The organism is Pseudomonas costantinii (genome assembly GCF_001870435.1).
Lineage (GTDB): Bacteria > Pseudomonadota > Gammaproteobacteria > Pseudomonadales > Pseudomonadaceae > Aquipseudomonas > Aquipseudomonas costantinii.
The window spans coordinates 124,558-144,127 of record NZ_MDDR01000035.1 but is presented as its reverse complement, the minus strand read 5'-3'; the positions used below and the strand labels follow the sequence as shown (position 1 = coordinate 144,127).

The window sequence follows — 19,570 nt, the reverse complement described above, 5'->3', positions numbered from 1 at the left end:
GACAATGCTAGTGGCCTGACCGTTAAATAACCATCCCAACCGCTTAGCGGAACGGCGGTTCGTCGAAACTGCGCAGCTTGCGCGAGTGCAGCGAGTTGAGTTCGGTGCGTAACAGGTCCACCGCCTCGATGCCGATTTTCAAATGCTGGCTGACCGCACGCTCATAGAACGCGTTGGCCGAACCCGGCAATTTGATCTCGCTGTGCAGCGGTTTATCCGACACGCACAACAACGTGCCGTATGGCACTCGCAGCCGGTAACCTTGAGCGGCGATGGTGCCACTTTCCATGTCCACGGCCACGGCGCGGGACAGGTTGATCAGCGGTCGCTCCTGAGCCCAACGCAGTTCCCAGTTGCGGTCGTCGTAGGTCAACACGGTGCCAGTGCGCAGGCGTTTTTTCAGTTCTTCGCCTTTTTCGCCGGTGACGTTGGCCGCCGCTTGCTGCAAGGCCATCTGTACTTCAGCCAGGGCCGGGATCGGAATGTTCGGCGGCACCACGCGGTCGAGAATCCCGTCGCGGCGCATATAGGCGTGGGCCAGTACGTAGTCGCCGATGGTCTGGGATTGGCGCAGGCCACCGCAGTGGCCGATCATCAGCCAGCAATGCGGACGCAGCACGGCCAGGTGGTCGGTGATGTTCTTCGCGTTGGACGGGCCAACACCGATGTTCACCAAGGTCACGCCGTGGCCGTCGGTGGCCTGCAAGTGATACGCCGGCATCTGATAGCGGTGCCAGACCACGCCTGCGGCAATCGCCGACGCTTCGCCGTGGTCCATGCTCTTATCGATCACCACGTTGCCCGGCAGCACCATGCGGATAAACCGTGGGTCACTGCGCAGTTGCTCCAGGCCATGCAGGATGAACTGGTCGACATAGCGGTGGTAGTTGGTCAGCAAAATCCACGGCTGCACATGGCGCCAGTCGCTGCCGGTGTAATGCACCAGACGGCGCAGGGAAAAGTCCACGCGAGCCGCGTCGAACAACGCGAGAGGCAGCGGGTCAGTGTTTTCCCAATCGTAGAGGCCATCGGCGATGCCGTCGGTGGCGGCCGACAGGTCAGTGCTGGGGAACACGCGCGCCAGGGTCGCAGCGGTCACGCCGGAACCCGCCAGTTCGTCGCCCTGCTCCACCACATACGGGTACGGAATGTTCTGCTTGCTGACGCCCACTTCCACCGTCACGGTGAAGTCGTGCATCAGCGGCACCAGTTGCTCCAGCAAATACTTACGGAACGCAGCGGGATGAGTAACGGTAACGCTGTAGGTCCCCGGCAACTGGACCTTGGCATACGCCCGGGTGGTCTGCGGGACTTCGCCCTGCACCAGGTAAGTCAGGCGCAGTTCCGGGTAGCGAAACATCGCGCGTTGTTCGGCGTCGGGCTCGACGCGGTCCTTGAGGTATTGCTTGAGGGCTTGGTTGAGTGCGCCGGTGGCACGCTCATGCAGAGCCGCCAGCCGATCCACGGCTTCTTCAGCGGTTTGAACGACAACAAAAGCTTCGGTCACGGTAAGCATCCTGTGTTCTGACGTGCAGACCTTTATCTTGCCTGTATCCCGGGCTCACTGAAACAGTAGGATTGGAATGCGGTTAATAATGTGGGAGCGTCTACGCAGATGGATTAGGTGTAGATCGAGCGACAATCGCCGCCACATCCACCCCACGCGGCAAAGTGCCGTACACCCGGCCGGACAACTCACCCAGTCGGCTGGCTATAAACCCATCACTGACCGACGCATTACCCGCCTCCAGCAACAGCTTGGCCTGCAACGCTACGGCAATATCTTCGGTCAACTGACGCGCGCGGTACTGGATATCCTGGGTGTCCATAAACGCTGACTTGAGCTGCTCGATATGCTGCGCCAGCCGCTTGTCGCCATGCCCGTCGCCCAGTTCGACAAACAACGTTTCCAGCACACCCGGCTCTTTCGACAGTGCGCGTAACACGTCCAGGCACTGCACATTGCCGGAACCTTCCCACGTCGAGTTCACCGGTGCTTCACGGTACAGGCGCGGCAAGATACTGTCCTCGACATACCCAGCACCGCCCATGCACTCGGCGGCTTCGTTGATCATTGCCGGCGCGCGTTTGCAGATCCAATACTTACCCACCGCCGTCACCAGCCGGGCGAACTTGGCTTCTTGCTCATCATCGAGGTGATCCAGCGCCCGGCCCATGCGCATGCTCAAGGCCAGGGAGGCTTCGCTTTCCAGGGCCAGGTCGGCCAACACGTTTTGCATCAGCGGCTGCTCGCTGAGTACGCGGCCACCTACCGAGCGATGGGCGCAATGATGGCTGGCCTGGGTCAGCGCCTGGCGCATCAAGGCGCTGGAGCCGACCATGCAATCAAAACGGGTCATGGCGACCATCTCGATGATGGTCGGTACGCCACGGCCTTCTTCGCCAATCATCCAGGCCAGGGCGCCGCGAAACTCCACTTCGCTGGATGCATTGGAGCAGTTGCCGAGTTTGTTTTTCAGACGCTGAATGTAGAACTCGTTGCGCGTGTCATCCGGGCGGTGCCGGGGCAGCAGGAAACAGGTCAGGCCCTTGTCGGTCTGGGCCAGGGTCAGGAACGCATCGCACATCGGTGCCGAGCAGAACCATTTGTGCCCCACCAGTTCATAGGCCTGCCCAGGGCCGCCCGGGCCCACGGGGTAAGCACGCGTGGTGTTGGCGCGCACGTCGGTGCCGCCCTGTTTCTCAGTCATGGCCATGCCGATGGTGGCGCCGGCCTTGTGGGCGATGCCAACGTTGCGCGGGTCGTATTCGGTGCTGAGGATTTTCGGCAGCCAGGTCTGCGCCAGGTCCGGTTGCAGGCGTAGCGCTGGGACGCTGGCAAAGGTCATGGTCAGCGGGCAACCGGTGCCGGCTTCAGCCTGGCTGTGTAGGTAGGTCATGGCGGCGCGGGCCACATGGGCACCGGGCTGCGGGTGAGCCCACGGCAGCGATGGCAAACCGTGTTCGACGGCCGTGCGCATCAGTTCGTGGTAGGCCGGATGAAACTCCACGAGGTCAATCCGATGACCATAACGGTCATGGCTGCTGAACACCGGTTTGTTCTGATTCGCCAGAAACCCAGCCGCCATTAACGGCCCGCCAGCCAGCGCGCCGTAAACATCGATACGCGCCTGCGCCCAACCGGCGCCAAAGCGTCGCGACCATTCTTGCAATGGCAAGTCGATGCGGTACAGGTTGGTGCCGTCCAGGGACGGCGGCTGGTTGGTGACGTCGTGGGTTTCGGCGAACGGGTGCAGGTTCATGACGGGCCTCCTGGAAAAAGGCCGCGTGCAGTTGAGGCCTGAATTTCAGTTAAGCACCGTCACCCGGCTTAAAAAAGTGGCATACGCGCCGAATGCACGGCGCTTTCACCCTCTAACGAACATAACAAGTGGCGCTCCAATACCGCCTTTAACGCCTCGAAACGCACCGGTTTGGCTAGACGATCAGTGACGCCCACGCCATGACAGCGCTCTCGGTCAGAGGCTTGCAACGATGCACTCAAAGCGATCACCGGCAGCTCACCGCAACCGGGCAGCGCACGAATCTGACAACACAACGAGAAACCACCCTCAGGCACATCCAGCAGCACGGCGTCGAAGGTTTCAGCCTGCAAGGTCGCCAACGCGAACGGACCGTTGTCCACCGTTTTCACCCGGTAACCGAGCTTGAGCAGCATGCCGCGCACCGCCAGTTGGCCCACGCTGTTGTCGTCCACCAACAACACTGCGCAATTTTGCGGCGCACGTTGCATACGCGGAATTTGCTCCGTCGATTTGGGCTCTTGAGGCACCGGGCTGACGTGTAGTTCCAACTGGAAACGACTGCCCTTGCGCGGCTCTGAATGATGGGTCAAGCGCCCTCCCAGCAGTTCGATCAACTGCCGACAAATCGCCAAGCCGATACCCAGGCCGCCGTATTCACGGGTCATCGAGCCATCGAGCTGGAAGAAGCGTTGGTACAACGTGGCCTCGTCGAGGAAAGCAAAACCGATACCGGTGTCGGTCACGATGAAACTCAAGCGCACGCTGCCATCACTGTGCGGCACGCCCACTACACGCACGCGCACGGAACCTTCGTGGGTGAACTTAAACGCATTGTCCAGCAGGCAATCCAGGCACTGAATAAGTTTGCCGGCATCTCCGACCACCCGATCCGGCAGCTCATCCGCCACGTCGATGGAAAACGCCAGCCCCTTGCTTTGGGCGCTGGCGGTGAATTGCTGGCGCAAGGTGTCTAACGTACCGCGCAGGCTGAATACCTGAGGCTGGGCAGTCAGGCGCCCCGCTTGAAGTTCGGTCAGCGTGAGGATGCCGTTGACCATGCGCATCATGTCCCGCGCAGAACCGGCGGCGGTTTGCTGGTACTGCGCCAGGTCATCGTCCAGGGGCACGGTTTGCATAAGCTCCAGCGAGCCAATCACCCCGTTCATCGGGGTGCGCAACTCGTGGGTCAGGGTGGCGAGGAATTCATCCTTGAGACGGTTACTGCGAGCCAGTTGTTGGTTGAGCACTTCGAGTTTCTGACTGGCATCAAACAGGATTTGCGCCTGCTGCTCACGCATGCCGTTGATGCGGTCCGCCAGGGCCAGGGACAACAGCGCCACTTCGATGGCCGAGCCGAGCTGGCTGGCATACATGGTAAGGAAGACGTTGGGCAGGTAGCCCAGCACCATCATCGTGTTGACGACCCCGCCCAACAGGAACGCCGACCAGGCGATGATGAAATAGCGCGCCATGCGCTGGCCGCTGTACCAGGCCTTAATCGCGGCGATGAAGATGGTCACGGTAAACACCAGCGCCAAACCGGTGGCCAGGCGCAGGGCCACGGCGTAGCTGGTCAGCAGCGCCAACACCATCACCGCCCCGCCGCAGGCAGCAAGCCCCAACAATATCCAGTCGAGCCAGCGGCTGTGTTGTGCGGTGTGCAGAAAGCTGCGGGCGAACAAACTACCGAACAGCGCCGCCGAACCGATCAGGAACGGCACCGCCGCATTCGCCCACCACGGGTTATTCGGCCAGAAATACTCCATCGCCACGCCATTGACCGACAGTTGGTACAGGCCAAACGAGGCGATATAGAAGATGTAATAGAGGTAGCTGGTGTCGCGCACGCTCAGGTAGATAAACAGGTTGTAGATCAGCATCCCCAACAACACGCCATAGATCGCCCCCAGCACATACAGGCGCAGCGGTTGTTCTTCCAGGTAGGCGGTGCTGGCCCAGAGCGTCAGCGGCGCCTGGATCGAGCCTTCACTTTGCAGGCGCAGGTAGATCGTATTCTGCTGATCGGGCACAAAGTTGAGTTTGAACAGGTAGTTGCTCTGGCGCACTTCGCGGCTGGAAAACGGCAGCGTGCTGCCGGTGCGGGTGGTCAGCCGGTAGTTACCGGTATCGTCACGCTGATACAGATCCAGACGATTGAGGGGTGGGTACGCCAGCTCCAGGAACCAGATGCGGGGTGCGCGCGGGCCTTTGGCAGCGTAATGCAGGTCCACCTTGAGCCAGAACACCGAGCGCGAATAGCCCGCATTGAGGGTGGCTTTGTTGTGAGGTTTGAACTGTGCAGCGTAGGCGGGGGAACTGACATCGGCGATGGTGAGGGCGTCGGTTGGATCTTCGAGTACTTGCATGACCCGACCCAGCGGCAGACTTCGAGTGTCCTGATTAAACTCGACGGCGCTGGCGAGCATCGGCAGCCCGCACAATATTAAAATCAGCAAATAGCGCATAGAGCCCCAGCGTGGCCTGTCCGGTTATGCCAAAAGCCCCCCATTCCTTTTGAGATGACGTACACCGGCGATACAGTAAGTTGTTTCGATCCACTCTAGCATAGCCGGTAAAGGCCATTGGACACTATTGAAATAATTTTTTGAAAGGCTCTAGGACGCGGCTTTCAGTGCATTTTTTCGGTTAACCAAGCGCCTGAAAAACCCACCGGCAGGGGGCAAAATTCCCCCTTCGCCAGACAGCCACGCAAAAAGCGTTTGGTGGTAAGCTCGCGCACCATGAATATCTACAGCTCTCGCCCCGTTGTCCTCTGTCTCTCCGGCCATGATCCCAGTGGTGGCGCCGGCTTGCAGGCAGATATAGAAGCCCTGCTCGCCCAAGGCTGTCATGCGGCTCCGGCCGTCACCGCCTTGACCGTGCAGAACACCGTCAATGTCAGCGATTTCCGCGTACTCGACCGCGAGTGGGTACTGGCCCAGGCCAATGCCGTGCTCGGCGATTCCGAAGTGGCGGCAGTCAAGCTGGGCATGCTCGGCTCCACCGCGATGGTCGACACCGTGGTCGAACTGCTGCAGGCGCACCCGCACCTGCCGGTGGTCTGCGACCCGGTGTTGCGTGCCGGTGGCGGTGGCAGCCTGGGCAAGGACGAAGTCGGCTATGCGATGCGCGAGCGGTTGTTGCCGCTGTCGCTGATCGCCACGCCTAACCTGCCTGAAGCACGCATCCTCGCCGAGCTGCCTGAAGGCACGGCGGACGAATGCGCCGAGAAGCTGCTGCCGTTTATCAAGCACCTGCTGATCACCGGTGGCCATGGCGACGAGCATGAAGTGCACAACCGCCTGTACAGCCGCGACGGCACATCCCAGACCTTTACCTGCCAGCGCCTGCCCGGCAGCTATCACGGTTCAGGCTGCACACTCGCCAGTGCGCTGGCCGGTCGAATCGCTCAAGGCGAAGGCCTGGTCAGTGCTGTGCAATCGGCGCTCAACTACACTTGGCGCACCCTGCGTGACGCCGAACAACTCGGCCAGGGCCAGTTCGTACCGCGCCGTCTGCCGCTGGATTTCTGCTCGTAAAACCAAGAGGCCTGCCCGATGAAACTACGTGGCCTTTACGCCATTACCGACAGCCAACTGTTGGCCGGCAAATTCCTCGACTATGTCGAAGCAGCGCTGGACGGTGGTGTGACCCTGCTGCAGTACCGCGACAAAAGCAGCGACGAAGCCCGCCGCCTGCGTGAAGCCGAGAAGCTGCGCGAGCTGTGCTCGCGCTACAAGACCCAACTGATCATCAACGATGACGCCGAATTGGCCGCGCGCCTGGGCGTCGGCGTGCATCTTGGGCAAACCGACGGCCCACTCACCCCGGCCCGCGCGTTGCTCGGTTCCAAGGCGATCATTGGTTCCACCTGCCACAGCCAAATAGAACTGGCAGAGCAGGCCGCTAAAGAAGGCGCCAGCTATGTCGCCTTCGGCCGCTTCTTCAACTCCAACACCAAGCCCGGCGCCCCCGCCGCCACCGTCGAAATGCTGGCCCAGGCCCGCGCGCGGTTGCAGCTGCCGATCTGCGTGATTGGAGGCATCACCCTGGAAAATGCCGAGCCATTGGTGGCGCACGGTGCCGACCTGTTGGCGGTGGTCCACGGCCTGTTTGGTGCCGAGAACACCCAGGAAGTCACGCGCCGCGCCCGCGCGTTCAACGCCCTTCTTAAGATTTGATTTCAGAGAGCTCAATCATGTCCCGTTCCGAAACTCTGTTTGCCAATGCCCAGAAACACATCCCCGGCGGTGTGAACTCCCCCGTGCGTGCGTTCAAGAGCGTGGGCGGCACACCGTTGTTCTTCAAGCATGCAGAAGGCGCCTACGTCACCGACGAAGATGACAAGCGTTATGTGGACTACGTCGGTTCCTGGGGCCCGATGATCCTCGGCCACAGCCACCCGGACGTGCTGGACGCGGTGCGCCAGCAGTTGCAACACGGCCTGTCCTACGGCGCCCCGACCGCCATGGAAACCGAGATGGCCGACCTGGTGTGCTCGATCGTGCCGTCGATGGAAATGGTGCGCATGGTCAGCTCCGGCACCGAGGCCACCATGAGCGCCATTCGCCTGGCCCGTGGATTCACCGGCCGCGACAGCATCATCAAGTTCGAAGGTTGCTACCACGGCCACTCCGACAGCCTGCTGGTGAAAGCCGGCTCCGGCCTGCTGACCCAGGGCGTGCCAAGCTCGGCGGGTGTGCCGGCCGCATTTGCCAAACACACCCTGACCCTGCCGTTCAACGACATCGCCGCCGTCGAGCAAATGCTCAATGAAGTGGGCCAGGACGTGGCGTGCATCATCGTCGAGCCGGTGGCCGGCAACATGAACTGCGTGCCACCCGCACCGGGCTTCCTCGAAGGCCTGCGCGAGCAGTGCGACAAGCACGGCGTGGTGCTGATTTTTGACGAGGTGATGACCGGTTTCCGTGTCGCCCTCGGCGGCGCCCAGGCTTACTACGGTGTCACACCGGACCTGAGCACCTTCGGCAAGATCATCGGTGGCGGTATGCCGGTGGGCTGCTTCGGGGGCAAGCGCGAAATCATGCAGCACATCGCGCCGCTGGGCCCTGTGTACCAGGCGGGTACTTTGTCGGGCAACCCATTGGCGATGGCCGCCGGCCTGACCACCCTGCGCCTGATCAGCCGCCCGGGTTTTCATGCCGAACTGACCGACTACACCACCCGCCTGCTGGACGGCCTGCAACAGCGCGCCGATGCGGCTGGCATCCCGTTTGTCACCACGCAAGCGGGTGGCATGTTCGGCCTGTACTTCAGCGCTGCCGACGATATCGTCACCTTTGATGACGTGATGAGCAGCGATGCCAACCTGTTCAAACGCTTCTTCCACCTGATGCTGGAAGGCGGCGTTTACCTGGCACCGAGCGCATTCGAAGCCGGCTTCACCTCGATCGCCCATGGCGAAGCCGAGTTGAAACTGACCCTGGATGCTGCCGAGCGTGCTTTCGCGGCCCTGAAATAAGTGACGCAAAAATCTGACGTTGCCCCCGGCGACGTCAGATTTGCTACTTTGCTTACAGAGATTTCCTGCATTTTTCGAGAAATCACCTGCAATCCGGCAGATAACTTGCCCACGCAGCAGAAAAACGAGTAAAGACTTTGTAAGCAGAGGCCTGCTTATTTCATAATGCGCGCTTATTGGACCCCCGAGGGTCCGCGTGCCCCGTCAGAGGTAAGTCGATTCCCATGAAACGCACCGGCCGCACCCTGGTTCTGGGCTGCCTGTTGCTCCTTCAGCCGCTGCTGGCACATGCACAAGCAGGCGGCAACTCGTTGTTAATCCCAGCGATGGGTCGTTGCACCCTCAATACCCAGCCAGACAGCCAGGCCGAAGCCCTGAGCGCGTGCCAGAAACAGGCCGACGGCGGGGATGCGCAGGCGCAATACGAGTTGGGCGAGTACTACCACGACAGTAAAAACCCCGCCCGCGACCTCAACCTGGCCTTGAGCTACTTCGAGAAAGCGTCGTTGCAGGGCCACGCCCAGGCGCAGTTCCAGTTGGGCACCATGTTCTTCCACGGTGAAGGCGTGCCGGCCAATAACGTCCAGGCGTATATCGTGTTGAAGATGGCGGCGGTCAATGGCGCCGAAGACGCGCTGGACACGGCCGACGAAGTCGCCGAACACATGCAACGCGATGAGCTGGAAGTGGCGACCCAAGTGCTGGGCCAGATCTTCCGCAATTACTTGCAGGAATTGCAGAGTGCCGATGGGCGTTCGCCCTTTTCGCCCCTGCCCTAATCCTCAGTGCCTTTGATCGTTCCCACGCTCCGCGTGGGAACGCCGCCCCGGACGCTCCGCGTCCAGCTCCCAACTCAAGCCCTGCGCACTGGTGACGCGGAGCGTCACTGGATGCATTCCCACGCAGAGCGTAGGAACGATCAGGTGTGTTACTTCTCAGGCATCGGCATCGGAAATGGCATCACATTGCTGGTGCCACGCGCCTCGCTGATCTTCGGCGTGCCCAGGCGCTCGACTTCATCAATACGCACAATCGAATGCATCGGCACAAAACTGCGCACCACACCCTCAAACTGCGCCTTGAGTTTCTCTTCGCCCGGGTCGACGACCAACTGGGTGCGCTCGCCAAAGACGAACTCTTCCACTTCCAGGAAGCCCCACAGATCACTTTGATAGATCTGCTTGGCGTACATTTCGAACACCTGGCCCTGGTTGAGGAAAATCACCTTGTAGATTGGAGCTTCACGTTTGGTCATGGTGGGCGAGCAACACATCGGGGATATAAAAGAGGGCGCGAACTATAGCATGGCACCCGATGCACAACGCTAGGAACCAATGGGCATGCCCCCTATAATGCGCGGTTCTTTACCACCAGTTGACGATTCCCATGGCCAAGAAGCTTTACATCGAAACCCACGGTTGCCAGATGAACGAGTACGACAGCTCGCGCATGGTCGACCTGCTGGGCGAACACCAGGCCCTGGAAGTCACCGCCCGCGCCGAAGATGCCGACGTAATCCTGCTCAATACCTGCTCGATTCGTGAGCGGGCCCAGGACCGTGTGTACTCCCAGCTGGGCCGCTGGCGCGAACTGAAACTGGCCAACCCGGACATGGTGATCGCCGTCGGCGGTTGCGTGGCCAGCCAGGAAGGCGCCGCAATCCGCGACCGCGCGCCCTATGTCGACGTGGTCTTCGGCCCACAAACCCTGCACCGCCTGCCGGAAATGATCGACGCCGCGCGCATCACCAAGCTGCCGCAGGTAGATGTGTCGTTCCCGGAAATCGAAAAATTCGACCATTTGCCCGAGCCACGTATCGATGGGCCGAGTGCTTATGTGTCGGTGATGGAGGGCTGCAGCAAGTACTGCACCTTCTGCGTCGTGCCTTATACTCGTGGCGAAGAAGTCAGCCGGCCGTTTGACGACGTGCTGTCGGAAATCATCCACTTGGCCGAAAACGGCGTGCGCGAAGTCACCCTGCTGGGCCAGAACGTCAACGGCTATCGCGGCCAGACCCACGACGGGCGCCTGGCAGACTTGGCAGAGTTGATCCGCGTGGTTGCCGCGGTTGATGGCATCGAGCGTATTCGCTACACCACGTCGCACCCACTGGAATTCTCCGACAGCCTGATCCAGGCCCACGCCGAAGTGCCGGAGCTGGTCAAGCACCTGCACTTGCCGGTGCAATCGGGCTCGGACCGCATTCTCTCGGCGATGAAGCGCAACCACACCGCCCTGGAATACAAATCCAAACTGCGCAAATTGCGCGCAGCGGTGCCAGGCATATGCATCAGCTCGGACTTTATCGTCGGTTTCCCCGGCGAGACCGAGAAAGACTTCCAACAAACCATGAAGCTGATCGAAGACGTCGGCTTCGATTTCTCCTACTCCTTCGTTTACAGCCAGCGCCCGGGTACCCCGGCCGCCGACTTGGCGGACGACACCCCGGAAGCGCTGAAAAAAGAACGTTTGAACGCATTGCAACACCGACTGAACCAGCAAGGATTCGAGATCAGCCGACAAATGGTCGGTTCGATCCAACGCATCCTGGTCACCGACTATTCGAAAAAAGATCCGGGCGAGCTGCAAGGCCGCACCGAGAACAACCGAATCGTCAACTTCCGCTGCGACACTCCAACCCTGATCGGCCAGTTCGCTGATGTGCACATCGATGCGGCGCAACCGCACTCGTTGCGCGGGTCGCTGGTGTAACAGCGGTTTTGTGATCATTCGCCAGCCGTAGGCTTAGCTATATAAGTGCTTTCGCACACCGGCGGCTGGCGTTATCCTCTCTTTACCTCAACTGCCAAAGGGCGGCTAAAAGCGACCTTGAACGCACCCATAGTAGAACCCCATCGTTTTCTCCTCGAGCCCTTTGAGGCTCGCCGTTTCGCCAACCTGTGCGGACAGTTCGACGAGCACCTGCGCCTGATCGAACAACGCATGAGCATCGAGATCCGCAACCGCGGCAATCAGTTCGAGCTCATCGGTGAAGCCCCGCACACCAAGTCTGCAGAAAACCTGCTCCGCCGCCTCTACCGCGAAACCAAGGGTAGTGAGCTGTCGCCGGAGACCGTACACCTGTACCTGCAGGAGTCTGCCGTAGAAGATTTGGCCAACAACCCGGTGGCGGAAGCCAGCGTGGCCTTGCGCACCAAAAAAGGCATGATTCGCCCAAAGGGCTTGAACCAGCAGAAGTACGTCAAGGCAATCCTCGGCAACGACATCAATTTCGGCATCGGCCCCGCCGGTACCGGCAAGACCTACCTGGCCGTGGCCTGCGCAGTGGATGCCCTTGAGCGCGAGCAAGTGCGCCGCATCCTGCTGGTTCGCCCGGCGGTCGAAGCGGGCGAAAAGCTCGGTTTCCTGCCCGGCGACCTCGCACAGAAGATCGACCCGTACCTGCGCCCGCTCTACGACGCGCTCTATGAAATGCTCGGCTTTGAATACGTCGCCAAGCTGATCGAGCGCCAGGTGATCGAGATCGCCCCGCTGGCCTACATGCGCGGCCGTACCTTGAGCAACAGTTTCATCATCCTCGACGAAAGCCAGAACACCACCGTCGAGCAAATGAAGATGTTCCTGACCCGCATCGGGTTCGGCTCCACGGCCATCATCACCGGCGACATCACCCAGGTTGACCTGCCCAAGGGCACCAAGTCGGGTTTGAGTCACGTGATCGAAGTGCTCAAGGACGTGCCGGGCATCAGTTTCACGCACTTCTCGCCCAAGGACGTGGTGCGTCACCCGCTGGTGCAGCGCATCGTCGAAGCCTACGAGCGCTTCGAACACCGTGACGATGGTTTGTCCAAGGATGCCCGCCGCGATGCTTGAGCTAGACCTGCAACTGGCCACCCAAGCGCCCGCCCCCAGTGAAGAGCAGTTCCGTCAATGGTGCGCCCTGGCCCTGCGCCAGCGCACCGCCGACTCGGAACTGACCATCCGCCTGGTGGATGAGCCCGAAGGCCGCGAGCTGAATCACACTTGGCGCCAAAAGGATTACGCGACCAACGTGCTGTCCTTCCCCGCCGACGTACCGGACGAGTTACTGGATATCCCACTGTTGGGCGACCTGGTGATCTGCGTCGAAGTGGTGGAGCGCGAAGCGAAGGAACAAGGCAAGGAACTTGAGGCCCATTGGGCCCACCTGGTCATCCACGGCTGCTTGCATCTCTTGGGTTACGACCATATAGACGATGACGAAGCCTGGGAAATGGAAACACTGGAACAAACGTTGCTTGCAGAATTGGGTCACCGTGATCCTTATGCAGATGACGAAAACTGATCAACACTTAACTGACACAACAAAGGATTTAGAGTAATCGCTATGAGCGAAGACCGATCGAGCAACGGGCAGAAGTCATGGCTGGGTAAACTGACCCAGGCTTTTGCCCACGAGCCGAAAAACCGCCAGGAGCTGCTGGAGCTGCTGCGCGAGGCCCATCAGAACAAGTTGCTGGACAGCGAAGCGCTGGCCATCGTCGAAGGCGCCATCCAGGTGGCTGACCTGCAAGTACGGGACATCATGGTCCCGCGCTCGCAGATGATCAGCATCAAGGCGACCCAGACCCCACGGGAATTCCTCCCGGCCGTGATCGACTCGGCGCACTCGCGCTACCCGGTGATCGGTGAAAGCCATGACGACGTCATGGGTGTCCTGCTGGCCAAGGACCTGTTGCCGCTGATCCTCAAGGAGAACGGCGACAACTTCAACATCAAGGATCTGCTGCGCCCGGCCACCTTCGTGCCTGAATCCAAACGCCTGAATGTGCTGCTGCGTGAATTCCGCGCCAACCACAATCACATGGCCATTGTGATTGACGAATACGGCGGCGTAGCGGGTCTTGTGACCATCGAAGACGTGCTGGAACAGATCGTCGGCGACATCGAAGACGAGCATGACGTTGAAGAAGACAGCTACATCAAGCCGCTGCCAAGTGGTGATTTCCTGATCAAGGCACTGACGCCGATCGAGAATTTCAACGAGTTCTTCGACAGCGAGTTCTCCGACGATGAGTTCGACACCGTCGGCGGCTTGGTGATGAGTGCGTTTGGCCATCTGCCTAAGCGTAACGAGATCACCGAGATTGGCGCGTATCGCTTTCGCATCTTGAATGCCGATAGCCGCCGGATTCACTTGATTCGCCTGACACCTATTGCCCGCTAAGGACTGACATGCGCCGTCTCATCGCACCCGGCTGGCCCGGTAACTTGCTGGCCGTGGTGGCTGGCGCCATCACTACCCTGGCGCTGGCGCCGTTCGATCTGTGGCCGTTTGCACTGGTGGCAGTCGGATTGTTCTATATCGGGCTGCGGGATTTGACGCCACGCCAGGCCCTGGGCCGTGGCTGGTGTTTCGGCTTCGGCCTGTTTGGCGCCGGCACCAGCTGGATCTACTACAGCATCCACCACTTCGGCGGCGCTTCGGTGCTGCTGGCTGGCTTTTTGATGCTGTTGTTTACCGCCGCCATCGCCTGGTTCTTTGCCCTACCCGCCTGGCTGTGGGCACGCTGGCTGCGCCGCAATGAAGCGCCGTTGGCCGATGCCCTGACCTTTGCTGCGTTGTGGGTCGGCCAGGAAGCGTTTCGTGGCTGGTTCCTCACCGGCTTCCCGTGGCTGTACTCCGGCTACAGCCAGCTGGACGGCCCGCTGACCGGCCTCGCGCCGCTGGGCGGAATGTGGCTGATTTCCTTTGCCCTCGCGCTGACCGCCGCGGTGCTGTGCAACCTGCCGCGCCTGCTGGCAACCAAGCGCAACGGCTTTATCGGCGCTGGCCTGGTGCTGTTGGTTGCGCCGTGGGCCATTGGCCTTGCGCTCAAGCATCACGCTTGGACCGCACCGTCCGGCGCACCACTGAGCGTGGCTGCGATTCAGGGCAACGTCGAACAAAGCATGAAGTGGGACCCCGAGCAGCTCAATGCACAGTTGGCGCTGTACCGGGACATGAGCTTCAGCTCCAAGCGTGTCGACCTGCTGGTGTGGCCGGAAACTGCAGTACCGGTGCTCAAGGATTCCGTCGAAGGCTATTTGGGCATGATGGGCAAGTTTGCCGCCGACCGGCACACCGCGCTGATCACCGGCGTACCGATTCGCCAGGAAGTGCACCATCAGAAGCGCTACTTCAACGGCATCACTGTGCTGGGTGAAGGCGAAGGCACTTACTTGAAGCAGAAGCTGGTGCCCTTTGGCGAATATGTACCTCTGCAAGACATGCTGCGCGGGCTGATTGCCTTCTTCGACTTGCCGATGTCGGACTTCGCTCGTGGCCCAGCCGACCAAGCCATGTTGCAGGCCAAGGGCTATCAGATTGCGCCGTTCATTTGCTATGAAGTGGTGTACCCGGAATTCGCTGCCGGCCTGTCGGCCCAGAGCGATCTGTTGCTGACCATCAGCAACGACACCTGGTTCGGCCGTTCAATCGGCCCACTGCAACACCTGCAAATGGCGCAAATGCGCGCGCTGGAAGCTGGCCGCTGGATGATCCGCGCGACCAACAATGGCGTGACTGGCCTGATCAACCCGTTTGGACAGATCACCGAGCAAATCCCGCAGTTCGAGCGCGGAATTCTCTACGGCGAAGTCGTACCGATGCACAACCTGACGCCGTACCTGCAATGGCGCTCGTGGCCATTGATCATTGTGTGCCTGGTGTTGTTTGGCTGGGCGTTGCTGGCAGGTCGGATGTCTAAAACCGTCTAGCAGGCAAACACAAAACCCAATGTGGGAACTGGCTTGCCTGCTTCCACATTGGGTCTACTGTGCTGCGACTTACCGGTAAAACAACCGATACCCCACCTGCCCCACCGCCTCATTGATCAGTTGCCCGCTGCGCCACACCGACACGAACTCGGGCATCCAGCCGCCCAATGGCCGGGCATTGTCCACGCCCAGAAAGCCCACCGGCCCTGGCACCACGGTGAAACCGGCCTTTTCAAAGCTCCACACCGAGCGAGGCATATGCCAGGCCTGGGTCACCACCACCACACGCTTGATGCCTTGCGGCAACAGAATCTCGGCACTCATCTGCGCGTTTTCCCAGGTGGTACGGCTGCGTTCTTCCTTCCAGCGCACCGTGACGCCGAAGTCATCCTGCATCGACACAGCCATCAGTTCGGCCTCACTCGGCGGGGTGCCATAGTGCAGGCCGCCGCTGGTCAACACTGGCAACCCAGACGCCTTGGCCAGTCGCGCGGCATAACGCTGACGTTCAAGCCCAACCCCGGTGGGTTGGTCCGAGCCCCACGCGGGGTCACCACGCTCTCGCCCAGAGCCCAGCACCACAATCGCGTCGGCACGCTGAGCCAGCGTTGCCCACTCTTCGCGGGTCAAGGGCGGCTCCGTTTCCAGGGCATGCGCGCCCCACTGCACCATCACCGGCAAGCTCATCAGCCACATACCACCGAAGCCTGCGGCAAAGCAGAACCCGGCCAGGCGGGGACGGCTTTTACGAAACCACCAGGCAAACGCGAGCAACAGCAAGAAAATGCCGGGCGGCAACAGCAATTGTTTAATGAAATAACGAAAAGGCATCGGGCATCTCCAAAGATGCCCGAAGCCTAAATGCAACGTGATTTAGCGACAATCTTTACCAGCACATATCGAGAAGGCTAATGGATAACACTGTGCTTCACTTGCACCGTACGGCCCGAAGTTTTTCAGGCCCGCGGCCAGCAGCCACATCCTTCAGCCATATAACCTTGGCCGAACGCGAGAGCTCTTGGGCTGGCGGGGAAGCCTGCCCATAAGAGGCACGGTAGTGATTCAACGCCAGATAACCCTTGATCAATTCAAGTTCTGCCTGGCTCAAGCCTCGCAACTCCAATTCCACAGGCCGCTCATCACGCAATCGGCCAGCGGTTCTTGCTGCATCCAATGCCAGACCCAAACGGTCGATCAGTCCTTCGTACAACTGCGGTTTCGTTAAAGTTCGCTGCGATTCAACCATCCCCTCACCTCATTGAAGAAAGACTTGCTCCCCAATAAACAGCGTAGTCCCCGTGGCTGCGCCTGCCTGACGCCGCGACAGACGGCCTCGGCCGCGTAATCAGGGTTTCCCTCGATAGAGTGGGGTCATGTATGCTACGGCGCTTCCTGTAACTCCACTTCCCGCAGGGTTTGGGCACGGACGCGCCACTTTTTGGTGTCGATCATCCTGAACGCTGCACCGAAGAGGATTAGGCCACCCCTATTCAGTTCAAAAGTAGCCATGCACGAACAATATCAGCCCCGTGAAATAGAAAATGCCGCCCAAACCTTCTGGGACGAGCAAAAGTCCTTTGAAGTCAGTGAACAGCCAGGCAAGGAGACTTTCTATTGCCTATCGATGTTCCCTTACCCCAGCGGCAAGCTACACATGGGGCACGTGCGTAACTACACCATCGGTGACGTGATTTCCCGCTACCAGCGCATGCTCGGCAAGAACGTCCTGCAACCTATGGGTTGGGACGCCTTCGGCATGCCGGCGGAAAACGCCGCGATGAAAAACAACGTAGCGCCCGCCAAGTGGACCTACGAAAACATCGCCTACATGAAGACCCAACTGCGCAGCCTGGGCCTGGCGGTTGACTGGTCCCGCGAAGTGACCACCTGCAAGCCGGATTACTACCGCTGGGAACAATGGCTGTTCACTCGCCTGTTCGAAAAAGGTGTGATCTACAAAAAGAGCGGCACCGTGAACTGGGACCCGATCGACCAGACCGTTCTGGCCAACGAACAGGTCATCGACGGTCGCGGCTGGCGTTCCGGCGCGCTGATCGAAAAGCGCGAAATCCCGATGTACTACTTCAAGATCACCGCCTACGCGGATGAACTCTTGTCGAGCCTCGACGACCTGCCGGGCTGGCCTGAACAGGTCAAGACCATGCAGCGTAACTGGATTGGTAAATCCAAGGGCATGGAAGTGCAGTTCCCGTACAACGTCGATTCGATCGGCGAAGCGGGCGCACTGAAAGTCTTTACCACCCGTCCGGATACTTTAATGGGAGCGACTTACGTCGCCGTGGCCGCCGAACACCCACTGGCCACCCAAGCCGCACAGAACAACCCTGAGCTGCAGGCGTTCATCGCCGAATGCAAAGGCGGCAGCGTGGCCGAAGCCGACGTTGCCACACAAGAGAAAAAAGGCCTGCCGACCGGTCTGTTCGTCGAGCACCCGCTGACTGGCGAGAAGTTGCCGGTATGGGTCGCCAACTACGTGCTGATGCATTACGGCGATGGCGCAGTAATGGCAGTACCGGCCCACGACGAGCGCGACTTCGAGTTCGCCACCAAGTACAGCCTGCCGATCAAGTCCGTGGTACGCACCAGCTCAGGTGACACCAACCCGGCCCCGTGGCAAGACGCCTACGGCGAGCACGGCACCCTGATCAACTCCGGTGAGTTCGATGGACTGGATTTCCAAGGCGCTTTTGACGCCATCGAAGTCGCGCTGATCAAGAAAAACCTCGGTGCCTCGCGCACCCAGTTCCGCCTGCGCGACTGGGGCATCAGCCGTCAGCGCTACTGGGGCTGCCCGATCCCGATCATCCACTGCAAAACCTGCGGTGACGTGCCGGTGCCGGAAGACCAATTGCCGGTAGTCCTGCCGGAAGATGTGGTACCGGATGGCGCAGGTTCGCCACTGGCACGCATGCCCGAGTTCTACGAATGCAGCTGCCCGAAATGCGGCCAGCCTGCCAAGCGTGAAACCGACACCATGGACACCTTCGTCGAGTCCTCGTGGTACTACGCCCGCTACGCCTCGCCACACTACGAGGGCGGCCTGGTGGAAAAATCAGCGGCCGACCATTGGTTGCCGGTGGATCAGTACATCGGTGGTATCGAACACGCCATTCTTCACCTGCTCTACGCGCGCTTCTTCCACAAGCTGATGCGCGACGAAGGCTTGGTGAGCTCCGATGAGCCGTTCAAGAACCTGCTGACCCAAGGCATGGTGATCGCCGAGACTTACTATCGCCGCGAAGCCAATGGCGCCTACACCTGGTTCAACCCAGCCGACGTCGAGCTCGAGCGTGACAGCAAAGCCAAGGTCATCAGCGCCAAGCTGATCGCCGACGGCCTGCCGGTGGAAATCGGCGGCACCGAGAAGATGGCCAAGTCGAAGAACAACGGTGTCGACCCTCAGTCGATGATCGACCAGTTCGGTGCCGACACCTGCCGCCTGTTCATGATGTTTGCCTCGCCGCCTGACATGAGCGCGGAATGGTCCGACTCCGGCGTCGAAGGCTCGCACCGTTTCCTCAAGCGCGTCTGGCGCCTGGCCCACGCCCATGTCAGCCAGGGTCTGCCGGGCAAACTGGACGTGGCAGGCCTGAACGATGAGCAGAAAGCCATTCGTCGCAGCACTCACCTGGCCATCCGCCAAGCCAGCCAGGACGTGGGGCAGAACCACAAATTCAACACCGCCATCGCCCAGGTGATGACGCTGATGAACGTGCTGGAAAAAGCACCGCAAACCTCCGAACAGGACCGCGCGCTGGTACAGGAAGGCCTGGAAACGGTCACCTTGCTGCTGGCACCGATCACGCCGCACATCAGCCACGACCTGTGGAGCCGCTTGGGCCACAGCGGCGCGGTCATTGATGCCCGCTGGCCGGTACAGGATGACAGCGCCCTGGTACAGGACACGCTGCAACTGGTGATCCAGGTCAACGGCAAACTGCGTGGCCAGATCGACATGCCAGCCAGTGCCAGCCGTGAAGACGTCGAAGCCGCCGCGCGCATCAACGAAAACGTGCTGCGTTTTACCGAAGGCCTGACGATCCGCAAAGTGATCGTAGTGCCCGGCAAACTGGTCAACATCGTCGCCAGCTAAATCGGATCG

Annotated in this window: 16 protein-coding genes; 10 read left to right on the top strand and 6 right to left on the bottom strand. The window is 60.4% G+C overall.

Annotated features, from left to right (window positions below):
• Positions 1 to 43: 43 nt before the first annotated feature.
• From amn to BFL40_RS19400, 3 genes are all read right to left on the bottom strand, one after another.
• Positions 44 to 1,516, bottom strand: coding sequence for an AMP nucleosidase (gene amn, locus BFL40_RS19410; RefSeq protein ID WP_162493876.1), 1,473 nt, complete (start codon positions 1,514 to 1,516; stop codon positions 44 to 46).
• Positions 1,517 to 1,607: 91 nt separating this feature from the next.
• Positions 1,608 to 3,263 carry an acyl-CoA dehydrogenase family protein gene (locus tag BFL40_RS19405; protein ID WP_071485460.1) on the bottom strand — a complete coding sequence of 552 codons (1,656 nt, stop codon included), beginning with the start codon at positions 3,261 to 3,263 and terminating at the stop codon, positions 1,608 to 1,610.
• 68 nt (positions 3,264 to 3,331) lie between these two features.
• Positions 3,332 to 5,731 (bottom strand): hybrid sensor histidine kinase/response regulator, encoded by a 2,400-nt coding sequence (locus tag BFL40_RS19400; RefSeq protein WP_071485459.1) that lies wholly within the window; start codon positions 5,729 to 5,731, stop codon positions 3,332 to 3,334.
• 276 nt (positions 5,732 to 6,007) lie between these two features.
• Here BFL40_RS19400 and BFL40_RS19395 point away from each other — a divergent pair, with 276 nt between their 5' ends.
• The 4 genes from BFL40_RS19395 to BFL40_RS19380 all read left to right on the top strand — a co-directional run bounded on the left by BFL40_RS19395 (position 6,008) and on the right by BFL40_RS19380 (position 9,527).
• Entirely contained in the window at positions 6,008 to 6,805 is a 798-nt protein-coding gene (locus BFL40_RS19395; protein WP_071485458.1) for a hydroxymethylpyrimidine/phosphomethylpyrimidine kinase, read from the top strand.
• Between the two features lie 18 nt (positions 6,806 to 6,823).
• On the top strand, positions 6,824 to 7,447 hold the full coding sequence (gene thiE / locus BFL40_RS19390; RefSeq protein ID WP_071485457.1) for a thiamine phosphate synthase: 624 nt from the start codon (positions 6,824 to 6,826) through the stop codon (positions 7,445 to 7,447).
• Between the two features lie 17 nt (positions 7,448 to 7,464).
• Positions 7,465 to 8,748: a glutamate-1-semialdehyde 2,1-aminomutase gene (hemL, locus tag BFL40_RS19385; protein ID WP_071485456.1), complete on the top strand. Its 1,284-nt coding sequence runs from the start codon at positions 7,465 to 7,467 to the stop codon at positions 8,746 to 8,748.
• 224 nt (positions 8,749 to 8,972) lie between these two features.
• Positions 8,973 to 9,527, top strand: a complete 555-nt coding sequence (locus BFL40_RS19380) for a tetratricopeptide repeat protein (protein WP_071485455.1) — start codon at positions 8,973 to 8,975, stop codon at positions 9,525 to 9,527.
• 149 nt (positions 9,528 to 9,676) lie between these two features.
• Here the strand turns inward: BFL40_RS19380 and BFL40_RS19375 are convergent, their stop codons facing one another.
• Positions 9,677 to 10,003 carry a DUF1820 family protein gene (locus BFL40_RS19375; RefSeq protein ID WP_003194436.1) on the bottom strand — a complete coding sequence of 109 codons (327 nt, stop codon included), beginning with the start codon at positions 10,001 to 10,003 and terminating at the stop codon, positions 9,677 to 9,679.
• A gap of 131 nt (positions 10,004 to 10,134) precedes the next feature.
• Between BFL40_RS19375 and miaB the strand changes: the two genes are divergently transcribed.
• From miaB to lnt, 5 genes are all read left to right on the top strand, one after another.
• Positions 10,135 to 11,460, top strand: a complete 1,326-nt coding sequence (gene miaB / locus BFL40_RS19370; protein ID WP_071485454.1) for a tRNA (N6-isopentenyl adenosine(37)-C2)-methylthiotransferase MiaB — start codon at positions 10,135 to 10,137, stop codon at positions 11,458 to 11,460.
• Positions 11,461 to 11,577: 117 nt separating this feature from the next.
• Positions 11,578 to 12,582 (top strand): PhoH family protein, encoded by a 1,005-nt coding sequence (locus BFL40_RS19365; protein WP_071485453.1) that lies wholly within the window; start codon positions 11,578 to 11,580, stop codon positions 12,580 to 12,582.
• Positions 12,575 to 13,033, top strand: coding sequence for an rRNA maturation RNase YbeY (gene ybeY / locus BFL40_RS19360; RefSeq protein WP_071485452.1), 459 nt, complete (start codon positions 12,575 to 12,577; stop codon positions 13,031 to 13,033). Before BFL40_RS19365 ends, ybeY begins: the two co-directional genes overlap by 8 nt.
• Positions 13,034 to 13,075: 42 nt before the next feature.
• Positions 13,076 to 13,915 (top strand): CorC family transporter, encoded by an 840-nt coding sequence (locus tag BFL40_RS19355; protein ID WP_071485451.1) that lies wholly within the window; start codon positions 13,076 to 13,078, stop codon positions 13,913 to 13,915.
• 8 nt (positions 13,916 to 13,923) lie between these two features.
• Positions 13,924 to 15,447, top strand: coding sequence for an apolipoprotein N-acyltransferase (lnt, locus tag BFL40_RS19350; protein ID WP_071485450.1), 1,524 nt, complete (start codon positions 13,924 to 13,926; stop codon positions 15,445 to 15,447).
• 69 nt (positions 15,448 to 15,516) lie between these two features.
• Here lnt and BFL40_RS19345 read toward each other — a convergent pair whose 3' ends face one another.
• Both BFL40_RS19345 and BFL40_RS19340 read right to left on the bottom strand, forming a co-directional pair.
• Positions 15,517 to 16,278, bottom strand: a complete 762-nt coding sequence (locus BFL40_RS19345; protein ID WP_071485449.1) for a YdcF family protein — start codon at positions 16,276 to 16,278, stop codon at positions 15,517 to 15,519.
• A gap of 97 nt (positions 16,279 to 16,375) precedes the next feature.
• Positions 16,376 to 16,693, bottom strand: coding sequence for a hypothetical protein (locus BFL40_RS19340; protein WP_071485448.1), 318 nt, complete (start codon positions 16,691 to 16,693; stop codon positions 16,376 to 16,378).
• Positions 16,694 to 16,954: 261 nt separating this feature from the next.
• Between BFL40_RS19340 and leuS the strand changes: the two genes are divergently transcribed.
• Positions 16,955 to 19,561, top strand: coding sequence for a leucine--tRNA ligase (gene leuS / locus BFL40_RS19335; RefSeq protein ID WP_071485447.1), 2,607 nt, complete (start codon positions 16,955 to 16,957; stop codon positions 19,559 to 19,561).
• Positions 19,562 to 19,570 lie beyond the last annotated feature (9 nt).

Coding starts and splice junctions, on each gene's coding strand:
- BFL40_RS19340 (WP_071485448.1), bottom strand. CDS start 16,693: ATGGTTGAATCGCAGCGAACTTTAACGAAACCGCAGTTGTACGAAGGA.
- thiE (WP_071485457.1), top strand. CDS start 6,824: ATGAAACTACGTGGCCTTTACGCCATTACCGACAGCCAACTGTTGGCC.
- BFL40_RS19380 (WP_071485455.1), top strand. CDS start 8,973: ATGAAACGCACCGGCCGCACCCTGGTTCTGGGCTGCCTGTTGCTCCTT.
- BFL40_RS19355 (WP_071485451.1), top strand. CDS start 13,076: ATGAGCGAAGACCGATCGAGCAACGGGCAGAAGTCATGGCTGGGTAAA.
- BFL40_RS19395 (WP_071485458.1), top strand. CDS start 6,008: ATGAATATCTACAGCTCTCGCCCCGTTGTCCTCTGTCTCTCCGGCCAT.
- ybeY (WP_071485452.1), top strand. CDS start 12,575: ATGCTTGAGCTAGACCTGCAACTGGCCACCCAAGCGCCCGCCCCCAGT.
- miaB (WP_071485454.1), top strand. CDS start 10,135: ATGGCCAAGAAGCTTTACATCGAAACCCACGGTTGCCAGATGAACGAG.
- BFL40_RS19345 (WP_071485449.1), bottom strand. CDS start 16,278: ATGCCTTTTCGTTATTTCATTAAACAATTGCTGTTGCCGCCCGGCATT.
- amn (WP_162493876.1), bottom strand. CDS start 1,516: ATGCTTACCGTGACCGAAGCTTTTGTTGTCGTTCAAACCGCTGAAGAA.
- BFL40_RS19400 (WP_071485459.1), bottom strand. CDS start 5,731: ATGCGCTATTTGCTGATTTTAATATTGTGCGGGCTGCCGATGCTCGCC.
- BFL40_RS19375 (WP_003194436.1), bottom strand. CDS start 10,003: ATGACCAAACGTGAAGCTCCAATCTACAAGGTGATTTTCCTCAACCAG.
- lnt (WP_071485450.1), top strand. CDS start 13,924: ATGCGCCGTCTCATCGCACCCGGCTGGCCCGGTAACTTGCTGGCCGTG.
- leuS (WP_071485447.1), top strand. CDS start 16,955: ATGCACGAACAATATCAGCCCCGTGAAATAGAAAATGCCGCCCAAACC.
- hemL (WP_071485456.1), top strand. CDS start 7,465: ATGTCCCGTTCCGAAACTCTGTTTGCCAATGCCCAGAAACACATCCCC.
- BFL40_RS19405 (WP_071485460.1), bottom strand. CDS start 3,263: ATGAACCTGCACCCGTTCGCCGAAACCCACGACGTCACCAACCAGCCG.